This is a genomic window from Halorubrum sp. SD626R, from assembly GCF_001261915.1.
GTDB lineage: Archaea > Halobacteriota > Halobacteria > Halobacteriales > Haloferacaceae > Halorubrum.
This window is the reverse complement of record NZ_CVRT01000020.1, coordinates 1-15,782: the sequence shown is the minus strand read 5'-3', so window position 1 is coordinate 15,782 and position 15,782 is coordinate 1. Positions and strand designations below refer to the sequence as shown.

Sequence of the window (15,782 nt, the reverse complement as noted above, 5' to 3'; positions counted from 1 at the left end):
GTCTCCCCACCCCACCGTCCGTGTCACCGCTTCCACCACCCGTCCGCCCGCGTCGGCTCGCGACGCGTCTCCGCGAGCGGCTCGCCCGCGCCGACCGGGTGACGCTCGCCGCGGCGCTCGTCTCCGTCGGCGCCGGCGTCCTGACGTTCGCGATCGCCGCGACCGTCTTCTCGCACCACTCGGCGAACCACGACGAGGGCGTCTACCTCACGCAGGCCGCGCTCCTCCTCGGCGGCCAGCTGGAGTTCCACGCCGGGCCGCTCGCGGACGCCTTTCACCCGTGGTTCTTCATCGAGGACGGCGGGCGGCTCTACCCGAAGTACAACCCCGTCCCCGCCGCGACGTTCGCGGTCTCGATGTGGTTGTTCGGCGAGCCGCGCGTGACGCTCGCGGCGGTCGCCGCCGGCAACGCCGCCCTCGTCTACCTGATCGGCTCGCTGACGTTCGGTCGCCGCGCCGGGCTCGCCGCCGCGGCCCTCTTCGCCGCGTCGCCGATGGCGATCGCGACCTCGTCCGTCTTCCTCCCGTACGCCCCGACGACGTTGTTCAACCTGATCTTCGCTGTCGCGTACCTCCGGGGCGTCCGGGACCGGTCGCTCGCGGCCGCGGGGGTCGCGGGGGTCGCGATCGGGATCGCCTTCTTCTCCCGGCCGTACACCGCCGTGCTGTTCGCCGCGCCGTTCATCGGTCACGCGCTGTGGCGAGTCGGGCAGGGGATCGCGAGCGACGGCCTCCGTGAGCTCCCCGACCCCGTCCGGCGCCACGGGCTGACCGCGCTGTTCGGCACCCTGTTCGTCGGCGTCACGCTCGCGTACAACGCCCGGATGACGGGGTCGCCGCTCCTCTTCCCGTATCAGGTGTTCGCACCGATGGACGGCCCCGGGTTCGGCGAGCGACGCATCCTCGGCCACTCGGTGGAGTACACGCTCGGCCTGGCGCTGGAGTCGAACCGGTACGCGCTCCAGGAGATCGCGACCCGGTGGTTCGCCGCCGGCCCGCTCGGGACGCTCGCGGCGCTCGCGGGCGGCGGGGTCGCGCTCCGGCGGTGGCGGACACGCGGCGACCCGCGCGCGGCCGAGGCGGTCGCCGACGGCGGGGACGGAGCCGTCGACGCGTCCGGCTCCCCCGCCTTCCGGCGGACGGCCGCCCTGCTCCTCGTCGGGATCGCGGTCTCGGTCGTCGTCGGGAACCTGTACTTCTGGGGGACCCACAACGCGCTCGCCGACCTCTCGGACCCGACCGACGGGCTCGCGTCGCTGTTCGGCCCGTTCTACCACTTCGACCTGCTGGTGCCGCTGTCGGCGTTCGGGGGGCTCGGCGTCGCCGCCGCGGCGCGGGCACTGCCCGCCGTTCGCGACCGGCTGACCGCCCCCGCCGCCGGAGCCCGGATCGGCTCTCCTCGGGTCGCCCGCGTCGCGCTCGCGCTCGTCGTCGCGAGCGCGGTCGTCGTCGCCGGCGTCGCCGCCGCGGACGCGGCCGCCGAGCCGATCGAGCGGAACGCCGAAATCGACGCGAAACACGAGGCCGCGTACGCCCCGTTCGACGAGACGACGTTCGAGGACGGGCTGGTGTTCGTCCCCACGCCGTACGGCGAGTGGCAGAGCCACCCGTTCCAGTACCTCCGGAACGGCCCGGGGCTCGACGGAGAGGTCGTCTACGCGCTCGACCGCGACCCGGCGGAGAACTTCGCGGTGCTCGACGCCTACCCCGACCGGACGCTCTACCGTTACGGCTACCGCGGCGTCTGGACCGCGGACCCGGAGACCCGCGTCACGCCGAAGCTTGAGCCGCTGGACCGGCGGTCCGGCGCCCTGATCGCCGCCGAGACGACCGTTGGCGTACCGGACCGCGTCGCCCGCGCGCAGGTCCGCGTCGACCCGCGTCGGGGCGCCCCGGGCGGCCCGGACCACGTCTCCTACGCGGTGAGCGACTTCGGCGACTCGCTCGCGGTCGACTGGGCGGTGACGCCGGCGGGCGTCCGACTCCCCGGCGCGGGGGAGTCGAGCGAGCCCGTCCCCTTCGACCCCGACGGCGACGTGGTCGCCGTGACCGTGACGCTCGTCGACCCGACGGGCGCGACGTTCACCTACCGACAGGAGGTGACGGTGCGGGTGACCGAGGGCGGCGACGGGGCGGCTGCCGACAGCGAGCGCGTCGAGGCCGTCTGGCCGCCCGAGCGCTCGACCTGCCGGCTCGTCACGGCGTGCGGCAACGAGGGGACGTACCTCCCCGACGACCCCGACACGCACCCCGACTGGGTCGTCTTCGAGACGGAGGCCGACGCGAGCGACGAATAAACTGCGTGCCCGTGGGGTGCTGCTGCCGCGGAACGTGCCACCAGAATCCCAGCTCTCCTTCGGGACGCGGGCTTCACAGCCGAGACCACTTCCAAAGCCCCAGCCGCTCGGCTGTACGCAGTTGCTGGCGGATCGGCGGTGACCGCCTCTAAAGCCCCAGCCGCTCGGCTGTACGCAGTCGCTGGCGGATCGGCGGTGACCACCTCCAAAGCCCCAGCCGCGAGGCCGCCGTACGCTCGCTGCGCGCTTCAGTCGCTCACTCCGTTCGCTCCTTCCAGTGCTTACGTCGCCTACGGCGGCCTCGCGGCTGCCCCTTTGAGTCCCGCCCCGCACAGCGACCGCACAGCACCTCATGCCTCCCCAGCCTCGTCGCTGGCGCCGCCGGCGCCAGCGACTCCCTCGCGCGTGCTCCTCGCGTCCTTCGGACGCTCGGAGGCACGCGCCACCGCGCGCAGTTGCGGTCGATGGCGACCGGGTGGCGCCGTCGCTCAGGGTCGTAGAAAACGCCGCCGGCGGCGGTCTACTGTGCCCACAGTGTGCGTCCGGACCGCCGTCCGACGCCGCGTCGAGGGGCGAAGTGCCCTCAGAAGCGCCGCAGTTGCTCTTCGAGACAGACGGTGACGATCGACATCGCGATGGCGGCGCCGCCGCCGATCGGGTCGAGCTTCGTCTCGCCGAGTCGCTCGGCGTAGCGGATCGGCCGCTCGCGCACGTCGTGGCCGCGCATCAGCGGGCGGATGAGGAGTTCCGCGGAGAGCCCGGTGTTCTCCGTCCAGCCGATCTCCTCGACTACGTCGCGGCGGTACGCGCGCATCCCGGTGGTGGTGTCGTGGACGCGCTCGCCCATCAGCAGGCTCGCGAACGCCGCGAACGCGTGGTTTCCGAACCGGTTGAACGCCGGCATCGCCTCCGCGCCGTGGTAGAGCCGGTCGCCGCTCACCACGTCCGCGCCGTCGTTGATCTCCGCGAGGAACTCCGGCAGCGCCTCCATCGGATAGGTGTCGTCACAGTCGGTGGTGACGACCACGGGGCGGTCGGGCGTCAGGATCGCTTCCCGCACTGCGACGCCGTACCCCTGCGGCTCCTGCTCGACGACCGTCGCCCCGTGCTCGCGGGCGATCTCCGGCGTCCGGTCGGAAGAGCCGTCGACGCAGACGACCTCCGCCTTCCCGTCGGTGACCTCGTCGATGTCCTCCAACACCGTCGCGATCGCCTCCTCCTCGTTGTACGTCCCCATCACGACGCTCAGGTCGTCGAACGCGTACGGTTCGCCCGCGTCGGCGGTCGCGGCGTCACCGGTCTCGTCCTCGCCGCTCGCGGCGTCGTCTTCCACTGTGACGCCCGCCTCGCGGTCCTCGTCGGTCCCGTCCTCCACGGCGGCCGCGGAGCCGTTCGTCGCGTGTGCTGAGTCGCTCATTACCCGACTCTCCGTTCGCACGCACTTGAATTTTTAGGTTTGCCTAAAACAATGTCGTCGGGTCGTCAATTCTCCCCGCCGAGCCACTCGGCGACGTCGTCCCCGACGCGCAGCGCGAGCGCGGCGATGGTGAGCGTCGGGTTCATCGCGCCGCTCGTCGGGAAGACGGAGCTTGAGGCGATCCAGCAGTTGTCGAGGTCGTGGGTCCGGCAGTCTGCGTCGACGACGCCCGCCTCGGGGTCGTCGCTCATGCGAGTCGTTCCCATGTGGTGGTAGGCGGGACCGGTCGCGTCCGGGCCGGCCACCCACTCGACGTCCGCGCCGAGCTCCTCCAAGATCGACACCTGGATCTCGTTCGCCCGTTCGATCGTGTCGAGCGCGCGGTCGCCGACCGTCCACTCGATCCGCGGCACGGGGTTGCCGTGACCGTCGGTGCGGTCGTCGGCGAGCGTCACCCGGCTGTCGGCGTCGGGGGCCTGCTCGACGAGCCCGCCCATCGCGACGTGGTCCCCGTACCCGTCGCGGAGCCGCTCCAAGAGGGGGTCGCCCCAGTCGTCGCCGGACAGCGCCATCTCGACCGGCGACGGGCCGGCGTAGTTGAAGAACTCCAGCTTGAACGGCGCCTGCGACTCGTCGGCCTCGTCGTAGAACTGGTCGCAGGCGCTGGTGTAGAAGCCGACGTGGTTCTGGCGGGTCTCCTCGTCGAGGGTCCCGCCCGCGCCGGCGAACAGGTGGTCCATGAAGAACTCGCCGACGTGGCCGCTCCGGTTCGCGAGCCCGTCCGGGTAGCGGTCGGACGCGGACAGGAGGAGGAGCCGCGGCGTCTCCACGCCCCCGCAGGCGACGACGAACGCGTCCGCCTCCTGCCTGTGCTCCCCGCCGTCCGGCGTCGCGTACACCGCCGCGGTCACCCGGTCGTCGCCGTCGTGTTCGAGCCGCTGGACGGGGGCGCGGTCGATCACGGTCGCGCCCCGCTCCTCGGCGCGCTCGACGTGGACGGTCGCGTCGTACTTCGCGCCGCTCGGGCAGACCGGCTGGCAGGTGCCGTAGCCGACGCAGGCCGACCGGTCGTCGTACGGCTCGGAGTTGCGGGCGTTCGGCACGGAGTGCATGTCGATCCCGAGCTCCTCGCAGGCCTCGGCGAACAGCGAGTCGCTGTAGGAGGGCTCGAACGCCGGCATCGGGTGCGGCTCTTCGCGCGGCGGCGCGTAGGGGTTGTCCGAGGCGCCCGCGACGCCGAGCTCGCGCTCGGCCTCGGCGTAGTACGGCCGGAGGTCGGCGTACTCTATCGGCCAGTCCGGGCCGACGCCCCGCTCCGTGCCGGAGTTGAAGTCGTCCTCGTGGAGCCGCATCACCATCCCCTGCCAGTGGAGCGTCGACCCACCGATCCCCTTCACGCGGGCGTGGTTCAGCGGGTAGAACCGGTCGCCGGCGTTCTCGTGGGCGTCGCGCTCGCCGCCGACGCCCCACACGTCGGGTCGACCGTAGGAGGGCCGGATCGCCCGCTCCTGTCTGGCGAGGCGGTCAGCCGGGTCGAACCGCGGTCCGGCGTCGAGCACCACGACCTCGCGCTCGCCGGCGAGCCGGTCGGCGACGAGCGCGCCCGCCGGCCCCGCGCCGACGACGCAGACGTCGGCGTCCGAGACCGGCGTGCGGTCGACGTCGTCGGCCCCTCCGTCGCCGGCCTCCGACCGCCCGTCCCCGACGCTCTCGGCGCCGCTCATCGCGGCCCCCGCGTGTAGCTCTCCGCGCCGCCCGCGTACCCCTGCGGGTTCTCGATCCCGACGAGCTCGCCCCCGGTCGGCGAGGCGTACAGCGCGAGGAGGAGCTCGTTGACGACGTAGTACCGCACCCGCTCCGCCGCCGACCCGCGCGGGTCCTCCTCCGCGGTGTCGGCGCCCAGCTCGCGGAGCAGCGAGTCGCGCTCGGCCGCCGAGATCTCGGCGACCGGGGCGTCGTACCACGACCGCGACGCCGACCGGACCTCGCCGACCGCGGCCCGGATCCCCTCGCCGTGCGCCGACCCGTCGAGGCGACCGTCGAGGAATCCGTCGACGAACGCCTCGACGCCGGTGACCGGCTCCGGGTAGACGACGGTCGCGACCGCGGTCATCGTCTCGCGGACCGCCTCGTCGTCGGGGATCTCTTCGCCGTCTCCCGCGGGCCCGTCCGACTGCTTCGCACCGTCCGACCGCTCCGCACCGTCGCCCGCTCGACGGACGCCGAGCGCGACGCCGCCGGTCGCGCCGATCGCGGCCAGCGCGGCCGCCGCGTCGCGTCGCGTCAGTTCCATGGGAGGTTTTAGGCATCCCTAAATTCTTATATCCGTCGGAGCGCGCTCGCCGGGGGATCGGAACCCCTAACGGCGGGCGCGGCCACGCTCGGACAGAGCGACACCGCCTCCGCACAATGACCCTGCGACATCGGATCCGCGACCGCTTGACCGACGGCGACGGCCGCCTTCCGATCGGGCTGACGCTGCTGTGTGCGGCGATCGCCGCCGCGCTCGTGTTCCCGCTGGCGTGGCTCGTCATCGAGGCGGTCGCCGTCGAGCGCGAGCGTGCGCTTGACCTCCTGTTCAGCGCGGGGACCGCCGACGTGCTCGTCAACAGCCTGCTGCTGATGGGCGGGGTCACCGCCTTCTCGATCCTCGTCGGCGTTCCGCTCGCGTATCTCACCGCTCGGACCGACCTCCCGTTCCGCCGGTTCTGGTCCGTCGCGGTCGCGCTCCCGCTCGTCGTCCCGAGCTACGTCGGCGCCTTCTCGTTCGTCTCCGCGTTCGGACCGCAGGGAGAGTTCCACGAGGTGCTCGCGCCGCTCGGCGTCGAGCGGATCCCCGACATCTACGGGCTCTCCGGCACGGTCCTCGTCATCACGCTGTACACCTATCCGTACGTCTACCTGACGACCCGCGCCGCGCTGCTGTCGTTCGACACGACGCTGTTGGAGGCCGCCCGAACGCTGAACCACGGCCGGCTGTCGGCGTTCCGCCGGGTGACCCTCCCGACCATCCGCCCCGCGATCGCCGCCGGGGCGCTGCTGGCGGCGCTGTACGCTGTCTCCGACTTCGGGACGCCCTCGATCATGCGGCTCCCCGTGTTCACCCGCCAGATCTACGTCGAGTACAACGCGTTCGGCCGCGACTACGCCGCGCTGCTCTCCCTCCAGCTGCTCGTCGTGGTCGTCCTCGTGCTCGCGCTGGAGTGGGCCGTCCGCTCGGACCGCGAGACGAGCGGCGACGACGCGGGCCGGACCGAGGACCGGGTGTCGCTCGGGCGGCTCCGGTGGCCGGCGACGCTGCTGCCGGCCGGGGTCTCCGGGTTCGCGCTGCTCGTCCCCCTGTGGATCCTCGGCCTGTGGCTGGTCAGGTCGGAGTCCGGTCGCCGCCCCTCGATGGCGTTCGAACCGGTGCAGGTGCTCAACTCCGTGTCGGTCTCGGCGGCGGCGGCGGTCGCCGCCGCGCTCGCGGCGATCCCGATCGCGTACTTCGCGGCGAACCACGACTCGCCGCTCGCGACCGTCTTCGAGCGCGCCACGTACGTCGGGTTCGCGGTCCCCGGCATCGTGCTCGCGCTGGCGCTCGTCTACTTCGGCTCCGGGTACGCGCCGTGGCTCTACCAGACGCTGCCGCTCCTGGTGTGCGCGTACGTGGTCCGCTTCCTCCCGCAGGCCGTCGGGTCGGCCCGCACGTCGATCCTCCAGGTTGACCGGCGTCTCGTTGAGGCCGGGCGCACGCTCGGCGAATCGCCGACGGGGACGTTCAGACGCGTGACGTTCCCGCTCGTGCGGTCGGGGATCGTCGCGGGCGCCGCCCTCGTCTTCCTCACGACGATGAAGGAGCTTCCGGTCACGCTCGTCCTCCGCCCGTCCGGGTTCGAGACGATCGTCACGCAGATCTGGCGCGCGCAGGCGACGGCGCTGTACCAGTACGCGGTCGTCCCCACGCTCATCCTCCTCGTCATCTCGGGGCTCTCGATGGTCGTCATCCTCGCGCAGGAGGGCGGCGAAGAGGGGCTGTGAGAGAGACGTTTCGAAGGCTGCTGTGGCGCGTGCCGGTGAGCGGCCGGCAGGCCGCGAACCGCACGCGCGAGGGAGCCCGCGGCCGCCGATGGCGGCCGCGGCAGCGAGGCGCGAAGCGCCTCTGGCAGCCGGCGCACAGCGCCGGCGACGAGGCTGGGGAGGCGTGAGGTGCGGTCGCTGTGCGGTGCGGTGCGGGACTCAAAGGGGCAGTCGGGAGGCGGGCGCAGGCGACGTAAGCAGCGTGGCGCTACGCGCCACGGGCAGCCGGCGGCGAAGCCGCCGGTGACACTGGAGGGAGCGAACGAAGTGAGCGACTGAAGCGCGCAACGAGCGTGCGCCCGCCTCCCGGCTGGGGCTTTGGAGGTGGTCTCGGTATCGAAAACGACGTATAGCCGAGCGGTCGGTTCTTCGGAAGCGCTCACCGCGTCGGCAACAGCGATCTATCGACCCCTCACGACCACGTCCCGTTCCGATTCCACACGTACTTATTCGCCACCCTCACACGGGTACGCATGAACCTCGCCGATTCACGCGTGCTCGTCACGGGCGGCGCCGGCCTCGTCGGCAGCCACCTCGCCGCGAGCCTGCTCGACCGCGGCGCGACCGTCCGCGTCGCAGACGACCTCTCGAAGGGGACCCGCGACCGAGTGCCCGACGGCGCCGACTTCGTCGAGGCCGACCTGACCGACCCCGGCGACGTCGCCGAGGCGGTCACGGGCGACCTCGACGTCGTCTTCCACTTCGCGGCGTACACGGACACGAACTACGACGACGACCGGGAGCTGTTCGAGGAGAACACCGAGATGACGTACAACGTCTTAGACCGCATGCGCGAGGTCGGAACCGACCGCTTCGCGTTCACCTCCTCCTCGACCGTCTACGGCGAGGCGCCGCGCCCGACGCCGGAGGAGTACGGCCCCCTCGAACCGATCTCCATCTACGGTTCCTCGAAGCTCGCCGACGAGGCGCTCATCTCCACGCACGCGCACTCCTACGGGATCCGGTCGTGGGTGTTCCGGTTCGCGAATATCGTCGGGCCGCGCCAGCGCGGCAACGTGATCCCCGACTTCATCGAGAAGTTGGACGCCGACCCGACGGAGCTGGAGATCCTCGGCGACGGCCGCCAGGAGAAGTCGTACATGCACGTCACCGAGTGCGTCGACGCCATCCAGCACGTCGTCGAGGGCGCCGACGACGCGTACAACGTGTACAACCTCGGGACGCGCACGACCACCTCGGTCACCGACATCGCCGACATCGTGAGCGACGAGCTCGGCGTCGACCCCGAGTACGCCTACACCGGCGGCGACCGCGGCTGGACCGGCGACGTGCCGAAGATGCGGCTGTCGATCGAGAAGCTGGCCGATCTGGGCTGGGAGCCCTCGACCGAGAGCGACGAGGCGGTCCGACGGAGCGCGCGCGAACTGATCGACGAGATCGTCTCATAGGAATTTGGTTCCGGTATCGGCTGTTCTGCGGGAGATGCTTCCGAAGCCCCAGCTGATTGTTTATAAACAGTTGCCCGGAGATCAACGGCAAGCGACTCTAAATTTCCAGTCGCTCACTCATAAATCGGGATCAACAGATCGGCGGTGAACACCTCCAAAGCCCCAGCCGTGAGGCGGGCGCACGCTCGCTGCGGTCCTCGGTCGGTCGCTCGTTTCACTCGCTCCCGCCCTGCGGTCCTTGCTTCGCCTGCGCCCGCCTCACGGCTGCCCCTTTGAGTCCCGCCCCGGCACCGCAATCGCTGCCTCACGCCTCCTCAGCCTCGTCGGTGGTCCGGAGCGAAGCGGAGGCCACCGACTCCCTCGCGCGTGCTGCTCGGCCGCGATGCGGCCCCGCAGGCACGCGCCACCGCAGTTCGGAGAGTCTCCGTTTCGTCCCCTTTGATCCCACGCCTCGCCCGCCGCGCCGCTTCGGAAGGCCCTTTTAATCAGCCCGTCGAACGAACGGTATGTTCAGGCAGTTCCGGTCGGAGGTCGAGGCGGCGCTCTCCGCCGCGCTCGCCGCGCTCGACCTCCCGACCGACGACCTCGGCATCGAGCGCCCGCCCGACGACATGGACGCGACGCTCGCCTCCAGCGTCGCCTTCCGGCTCGCGGGCGAGGTCGGCGACGCCCCGCCGAACGTCGCGAGCGAGGTCGCCGAGGCGGTCGCCGTCGCCGGCTACGACTACCTCGACTCGGTCGACACGGCCGGCCCGTACGTCAACTTCCACGCGGGCGAGCGCTACCTCGTCGACACGCTCGACGCGGCCGCCGCCGACGCCGGCTACGGCGCGCTCCCCGACCGGGACGCGTCGGTCGTCGTCGAGCACACGAGCGCGAACCCGACCGGCCCGGTCCACGTCGGCCGCGCACGGAATCCGATCGTCGGCGACGCGGTCGCGAACCTCATGGAGTACGCCGGCTACGACGTCGACCGCCACTACTACGTCAACGACGCCGGCCGCCAGATGGCGGTGTTCACGTGGGCCTACGAGCGGTTCGACGAGTCGGACTTGGAGGCGGAGCCCGCCCGCGACCGCGCCGAGTACGACCTCGTGCGCTACTACCGGAAGGGGAACGCGTATCTGGAGGAGGCCGATCCGGACGCGGTCGAGGCCGCGGAGGAAGAGATTCAGGACATCCTCCAGGGGCTCGAAGCCGGCGACGAGGAGACGTACGAGCGCGTCGGCGAGGTCGTCGACACCGTCCTCGGCGGGATGAAGGCGTGTCTCGCCCGCCTGCCCGCCGAGTTCGACGAGTTCGTCAAGGAGACGCGGTTCATGCGTGACGGCTCGACCGACGACATCGCCGCGCGGCTCAAGGAGACCGATCAGGCCGTCTACGAGGAGGACGCGTGGCAGCTGGAGCTCGACGAGTGGGGGATCGAGAAGAACCTCGTCTTCCTGCGCTCGGACGACACCAGCCTCTACACGACCCGCGACCTGGCCCACCACGAGTGGAAGTTCGACAACTACGACCGCGCGGTCACCGTCCTCGGCGAGGATCACAAGCTCCAGGCCGACCAGCTCGACGCGACCCTCGAACTCCTCGGCAACGACACGGACCGGCTCGGCCACGTCATCTACTCGTACGTTAACCTCCCCGACGGGAAGATGTCCACCCGCCGCGGGACCGGCGTGATGCTCGACGACCTGCTGGACGAGGCGATCGAGCGCGCCCGCGACGCCGTCGAGAGCCGGATGGACGACCGCATCCGCGACGACGACCTGACCGACGAGGACGTGGAGCGCATCGCCCACCAGGTCGGCATCGGCGCGGTCCGGTACGACATCGTCTCGAAGCAGCCCGCGAAGGCGATCACCTTCGAGTGGGAGGACGCGCTCGACTTCGAGGCGCAGTCGGCCCCGTTCGTCCAGTACGTCCACGCGCGCTGCGCCGGCATCCTCGACGAGGCCGCGGCCGAGGGCGTCGACGTGCCAGGGGTGACGGGCGGCGCCGGGTCCGAGAGCGCGGTCGACCCCGACGCCCTCGACGTCGACGCCGCGGTCTTCGAGACCGACGCGGAGCGCGAGCTCCTGCGCGAGGTCGCCCGCTTCCCGGCCGTCATCGAGGCGGCGGCCGACGACCTGGAGCCGCACACGGTCGCGACGTTCACCCGCGAGTTCGCCGACGCGTACAACGCCTTCTACCGGGAGTGCCCGGTCGTCACCGCCGCGGACGACGAGCTCCGGGCCGCTCGGGTCGCGCTCGTCGCGGCCGCGAAGCACACGATGGCGAACGCGCTCGACGTGCTCGGGGTCGAGGCGCCGGAATCGATGTAGGAGCGGGGTGATAACTCGTCTCTTTCCGGTTAGAGGTTCGTCGTCGACGGTAGGATGAACGTTTCCTCGCCCCCGATCGGTCGCTTATAAACGCCTGCTGATGGATCGGCGGTGAACACCTCCAAAGCCCCAGCGATGAGGGCCGCGCACGCTCGTTGCGCTCCTCAGTCAGTCGCTTCGCTCCCTCCTTGCGGTGCTTACGTCGCCTCCGCGGCCCTCGTCGCTGCCCCTTTGAGTCCCACCCACACTGCACGGCACCACAGCCTCACCCCTCCCCAGCCTCGTCGCTGGCGCCGACGCCGCCAGCGACTCCCTCGCGCGTGCTGGCTCGCGGCCTGCCGGCCGCTCGCAGGCACGCGCCGCCGCACGACGTTTATAAACGACACTGCGATCGACAGCCCGTGTGACTCGGTACCGCCGCCCCGACGGGGAGGTCAAAGCTTACTTACACGCACGTCGCCGTAGTTCGGATAATGAGTAGCGACGCCCAAGCGGCGAGCGAAGACCGGCGGAAGTACGAGTTCCGCAAGGTCATCGAGGAGCTCAAGGACTTCGAAGGCTCCGGCACGCAGCTCGTCACCATCTACATCCCCGAAGACCGGCAGATCTCCGACGTGGTCGCCCACGTCACTCAGGAACACAGCGAGGCGTCCAACATCAAGTCGAAACAGACCCGGACCGCCGTGCAGGACGCGCTCACCTCGATCAAGGACCGCCTCCGCTACTACGACACCTACCCGCCCGAGAACGGGATCGTGATCTTCTCGGGGGCGATCGACGCCGGCGGCGGTCAGACGGACATGGTCACCCGGACGCTGGAGTCGCCGCCCCAGCCCGTCGAGTCGTTCCGGTATCACTGCGACTCCGCGTTCCTCACCGAACCGCTCGAACACATGCTGGAGGACTCCGGGCTGTTCGGGCTCATCGTCTTGGACCGCCGCGAGGCCAACGTCGGCTGGCTCAAGGGGAAACGCATCGAGCCCGTCAAGTCAGCGTCCTCGCTCGTCCCCGGCAAACAGCGGAAAGGGGGCCAGTCCGCACAGCGGTTCGCCCGCCTCCGGCTCGAAGCGATCGACAACTTCTACCAGGAGGTCGCCGGGATGGCCGACGACCTGTTCGTCGACAAGCGACACGAGCTCGACGGCATCCTCGTCGGCGGTCCCTCCCCGACGAAAGACGAGTTCCTCGACGGCGACTACCTCCACCACGAGCTCCAGGACAAGGTGCTCGGGAAGTTCGACGTGGCGTACACGGACGAGTCCGGCCTGAAGGACCTCGTCGACAACGCGAGCGAGGCGCTCGCCGACCAGGAGATCGTCGAGGACAAACGGCACATGGAGGAGTTCTTCGAGAAGCTCCACACCGGCGAGGAGGCGACGTACGGCTTCGAGCAGACCCGCCGGAACCTGATCATGGGATCGGTCGACCGGCTGCTCATCTCCGAGGACCTCCGCTCCGACGTCGTCGTCTACGAGTGTCCGAACGGGCACGAGGAGTACGAGGTGATCGACTCGCGACACTCCACGCCGGACCACGAGTGCGCCGAGTGCGGCGAACCGGCCGACGTCGACGAGCGCGACGACGTCATCGAACACCTGATGAACATCGCCGAGCAGCGCGGGACGGACACGAAGTTCATCTCCACGGACTTCGAGAAGGGCGAACAGCTGATGGACGCGTTCGGCGGCATCGCGGGCATTCTGCGGTACTCGACGGGCGTCTGAGGTCGGGAGACGGCCTCCCGACGGTCGAGACGTTCTCGTCAGTCCGACTCGACCGGCGCCATCGCGACCTCCAGGCACGCGCAGGCGTCGGTCTCGGGGTCGAAGCAGTCCGGACACTCCGGCTGTCGGTCGATGATCGTGTCGAGCCGCTCGGCGACGGTGTCGTCGATGACGGCCTCCAGCTCGCGGGCCTCCGCGCGGAACTCCTCGACGCCGAGGACGTTCGCGAGGAAGCGCTCGATGATGCAGTACGTCTGGAGCGCGTCCCGCGCCCGGACGATCCCGTCGTCGGTGAGCCGGACCCCCTTGTACTTCTCGTGCTCGGCGAGCCCGCGCTCCTCCAGCTTGCCGATCATCTCGTTGGCGCTCGCCGGGCTCACGTCGAGGGCGTCGGCTATCGACCCCGTCGAGGCCGGCCCGTCCTCCTGCTCCTGTACGACGTATATCGTCTTGAGGTACTGGTCTGCGGTGTTCACGGCTCTCCTCCGTCGGGGCTCGTCGTCGGTCCGATACGCCGGTTCATCGTCGCTCCATGACCTCCGTGACCTCGCTGACGCCCTCGGCCTCCTCCTCCCGGATCGTCCGTAACGTCTCCAAGAGGCGCTCCCGGTCGATCGAGAACGCCGCATCGGACGCCTCGATCGCCTCGATGAGGTCGTCGTAGAACTTGTAGGCCGTCTCCTCGTTGCACAGTTGGTCGTATAAGATCCCGTCGAAGTCCTCGGGCTTGGTCCGCCCGTAGCGCGCGTCGACGAGCGATTCGATCTCGTCGAAGGGGACGCTGTCGACGCCGAGTCCGGCGATCAGCGACTCCAGCCGCTCGCGGTGATCGGCCGACTCCTCGGCCGCGTCCGCGAGCAGCGCCTCGATCTCGTCGTCGAGTTCGGCGTCGACGCCGCGGTAGTGGTGGTGCGCCCGCGCCTCGACCACCTCCTCCAACACGATCCCGATCTGTAACAGGCGGGCGAGCTGGTCGTCGGAACCGATCCGCTGGCTCACGCTCACGGCCACCACCCGTCACCGCTCGATACGCCCGTTCGCATACACTCGCACTCGGGCGTAGTCCGACTTAAGGAGTTCCCCTTCACCCGGGGCTCGGCGGGAAGAAAAAACGGAAACGCCGCGACGCGCCCCCGAACGGGGACCGACTCCCGCGTCTACTGGAGGCGCTGGAGGACGAGCTCCCGCACGTCGTCGCGGAACTCGTCGACCGCGATCTCCTCTAACACGGGCACGAAGAAGCCCTCGACGAGCATGTTCCGCGCCGTGCGGGAGTCGATCGTTCGGCTCTCGAGGTAGAACAGATCCTCGGCGTCGACCTGGCCGACCGTCGCCGAGTGCGACGCCTCGGTGTCGTGGTTGTGGATGATCAGCTTCGGCGACGCGTCGGCCTCGGCGTCGTCAGACAGCATCAGCGTGTTCTCGCGCTGGTAGCTGGAGGTGTTCCACGCGTCCTCGCCGACGTCCTGGACGCCCTCGTAGACGGAGCGGGCCACGTCGTCGAGCACGCCGCGGGTGACGAGGTCAGCCGTCGTGTGCTCGGCCTGGTGCCAGACCCGGGCGTTCAGGTCGAAGTGCTGGTCATCGGTGCCGAAGAACGTCCCGACGATCTGGCTCTCGGAGCCGTCGCCGTTCAACTCGGTCTCGACATCGGAGCGGGTGAGCTTCGAGCCGAAGTTGCTCTCGATCCAGTCGACCGTCGCGTACGCGTCCGTCACGCCGCGCTTCAGCGAGTAGGTGTACGAGTCGTCGTCGAGGTTCTGGAGCGAGCCGAACTGGACGTTCGCGTTCTCGCCCGCGGCGATCTCGACGAGGTTCGAGAAGTACCGGTCGCCGTCGACCGCGCTGTCGCCCGACTCGATCGATTCGAGGATCGTCACCGACGACGACTCCTCGGCAACCACGAGCGTCTGACTGAACAGCGAGCGGGAGTTCATCTCCGCGCGCACCGTCACGTCCTCGACGTCGACGCCCTCAGGAACGTAGACGAACGTGCCGGTGGTAAAGAGCGCGACCGAAAGCGCCGTGAGGTAGTTGTGCTCGGGGTCGAGCACCGAGCCGAAGTTCGCCTCGATGACGTCGCCGTACTCATCGAACGCCTCGGTGAAGGGGAGGACGACGACCTCGTCGTCGCCGGCCGCCCGCTCCGTGGCGTCGGACTGGTTCAGCGGGTCGACGAGCGCCTCGAAGTCGAGCGCCTCCAGGTCGGTCCAGCGGCGCCCGGGCGTCTGGATGACATCCGGAAGCTCCGCCGTTTCCAGCGCGGCGAGTGCGTTCAGACGGGTCTCCAGGAGCCACTCGGGCTCGTCGCGTTCGTCGGCGATGCGTCGTACCGTGTCCTCCGAGAGGCTCTCGATTGCTTGCGTGCTCATGTTATCCGAGCGAGCCCTCCATCTCGAGCTCGACGAGCCGGTTGAGCTCGACGGCGTACTCGATGGGCAGCTCCTCTGTGATGGGCTCGATGAAGCCCGAAACGATCATCTGCTTGGCGTCGTCGTCGTCGAGGCCGCGCGACTGGAGGTAGAAGATGTCCTCGTCGCCGATCTTCCCGACGG

At 70.2% G+C, this 15,782-nt stretch carries 12 protein-coding genes; 5 read left to right on the top strand and 7 right to left on the bottom strand.

Annotated features, from left to right (window positions below):
* The first annotated feature begins 20 nt into the window (after positions 1-20).
* The gene (locus SD626R_RS01155) at positions 21-2,297 is read left to right on the top strand and encodes a DUF7846 domain-containing protein (RefSeq protein WP_092562323.1); all 2,277 of its coding nucleotides are present in this window, start codon (positions 21-23) and stop codon (positions 2,295-2,297) included.
* Positions 2,298-2,880: 583 nt separating this feature from the next.
* Here the strand turns inward: SD626R_RS01155 and SD626R_RS01150 are convergent.
* The 3 genes from SD626R_RS01150 to SD626R_RS01140 form a co-directional block, all read right to left on the bottom strand.
* On the bottom strand, positions 2,881-3,534 hold the full coding sequence (locus tag SD626R_RS01150; protein WP_241996788.1) for a dolichyl-phosphate hexose transferase: 654 nt from the start codon (positions 3,532-3,534) through the stop codon (positions 2,881-2,883).
* Between the two features lie 245 nt (positions 3,535-3,779).
* A complete protein-coding gene (locus tag SD626R_RS01145) occupies positions 3,780-5,438 on the bottom strand; it encodes a GMC family oxidoreductase (RefSeq protein ID WP_092562317.1) in 1,659 nt (552 codons plus the stop codon).
* Positions 5,435-6,007: a gluconate 2-dehydrogenase subunit 3 family protein gene (locus tag SD626R_RS01140; protein ID WP_092562314.1), complete on the bottom strand. Its 573-nt coding sequence runs from the start codon at positions 6,005-6,007 to the stop codon at positions 5,435-5,437. The genes SD626R_RS01145 and SD626R_RS01140 overlap by 4 nt, the downstream gene beginning before the upstream one ends.
* A gap of 116 nt (positions 6,008-6,123) precedes the next feature.
* On the opposite strand from SD626R_RS01140, the gene SD626R_RS01135 reads away from it, so the two are divergent.
* The 4 genes from SD626R_RS01135 (at position 6,124) to prf1 (ending at position 13,227) form a co-directional block, all read left to right on the top strand.
* A complete protein-coding gene (locus SD626R_RS01135) occupies positions 6,124-7,734 on the top strand; it encodes an ABC transporter permease (RefSeq protein WP_092562311.1) in 1,611 nt (536 codons plus the stop codon).
* Positions 7,735-8,246: 512 nt separating this feature from the next.
* Positions 8,247-9,182 (top strand): NAD-dependent epimerase/dehydratase family protein, encoded by a 936-nt coding sequence (locus SD626R_RS01130; RefSeq protein WP_092562308.1) that lies wholly within the window; start codon positions 8,247-8,249, stop codon positions 9,180-9,182.
* A 506-nt stretch (positions 9,183-9,688) separates the two neighbouring features.
* The gene (gene argS / locus SD626R_RS01125) at positions 9,689-11,503 is read left to right on the top strand and encodes an arginine--tRNA ligase (protein ID WP_092562305.1); all 1,815 of its coding nucleotides are present in this window, start codon (positions 9,689-9,691) and stop codon (positions 11,501-11,503) included.
* 473 nt (positions 11,504-11,976) lie between these two features.
* Entirely contained in the window at positions 11,977-13,227 is a 1,251-nt protein-coding gene (gene prf1, locus SD626R_RS01120; RefSeq protein ID WP_092562302.1) for a peptide chain release factor aRF-1, read from the top strand.
* Between the two features lie 38 nt (positions 13,228-13,265).
* Here the strand turns inward: prf1 and SD626R_RS01115 are convergent, their stop codons facing one another.
* From SD626R_RS01115 to SD626R_RS01100, 4 genes are all read right to left on the bottom strand, one after another.
* Positions 13,266-13,703: a metal-dependent transcriptional regulator gene (locus tag SD626R_RS01115; RefSeq protein WP_092562299.1), complete on the bottom strand. Its 438-nt coding sequence runs from the start codon at positions 13,701-13,703 to the stop codon at positions 13,266-13,268.
* A gap of 43 nt (positions 13,704-13,746) precedes the next feature.
* Positions 13,747-14,232, bottom strand: a complete 486-nt coding sequence (locus tag SD626R_RS01110; protein ID WP_092562356.1) for a rubrerythrin — start codon at positions 14,230-14,232, stop codon at positions 13,747-13,749.
* A gap of 152 nt (positions 14,233-14,384) precedes the next feature.
* Entirely contained in the window at positions 14,385-15,599 is a 1,215-nt protein-coding gene (gene sufD / locus SD626R_RS01105; RefSeq protein WP_092562296.1) for a Fe-S cluster assembly protein SufD, read from the bottom strand.
* A 1-nt stretch (position 15,600) separates the two neighbouring features.
* The coding region (locus SD626R_RS01100; protein WP_176697241.1) for a SufD family Fe-S cluster assembly protein at positions 15,601-15,782 on the bottom strand (182 nt) is incomplete at its 5' end.

Coding starts and splice junctions, on each gene's coding strand:
- SD626R_RS01140 (WP_092562314.1), bottom strand. CDS start 6,007: ATGGAACTGACGCGACGCGACGCGGCGGCCGCGCTGGCCGCGATCGGC.
- SD626R_RS01130 (WP_092562308.1), top strand. CDS start 8,247: ATGAACCTCGCCGATTCACGCGTGCTCGTCACGGGCGGCGCCGGCCTC.
- SD626R_RS01145 (WP_092562317.1), bottom strand. CDS start 5,438: ATGAGCGGCGCCGAGAGCGTCGGGGACGGGCGGTCGGAGGCCGGCGAC.
- prf1 (WP_092562302.1), top strand. CDS start 11,977: ATGAGTAGCGACGCCCAAGCGGCGAGCGAAGACCGGCGGAAGTACGAG.
- SD626R_RS01150 (WP_241996788.1), bottom strand. CDS start 3,534: ATGGGGACGTACAACGAGGAGGAGGCGATCGCGACGGTGTTGGAGGAC.
- argS (WP_092562305.1), top strand. CDS start 9,689: ATGTTCAGGCAGTTCCGGTCGGAGGTCGAGGCGGCGCTCTCCGCCGCG.
- SD626R_RS01135 (WP_092562311.1), top strand. CDS start 6,124: ATGACCCTGCGACATCGGATCCGCGACCGCTTGACCGACGGCGACGGC.
- sufD (WP_092562296.1), bottom strand. CDS start 15,599: ATGAGCACGCAAGCAATCGAGAGCCTCTCGGAGGACACGGTACGACGC.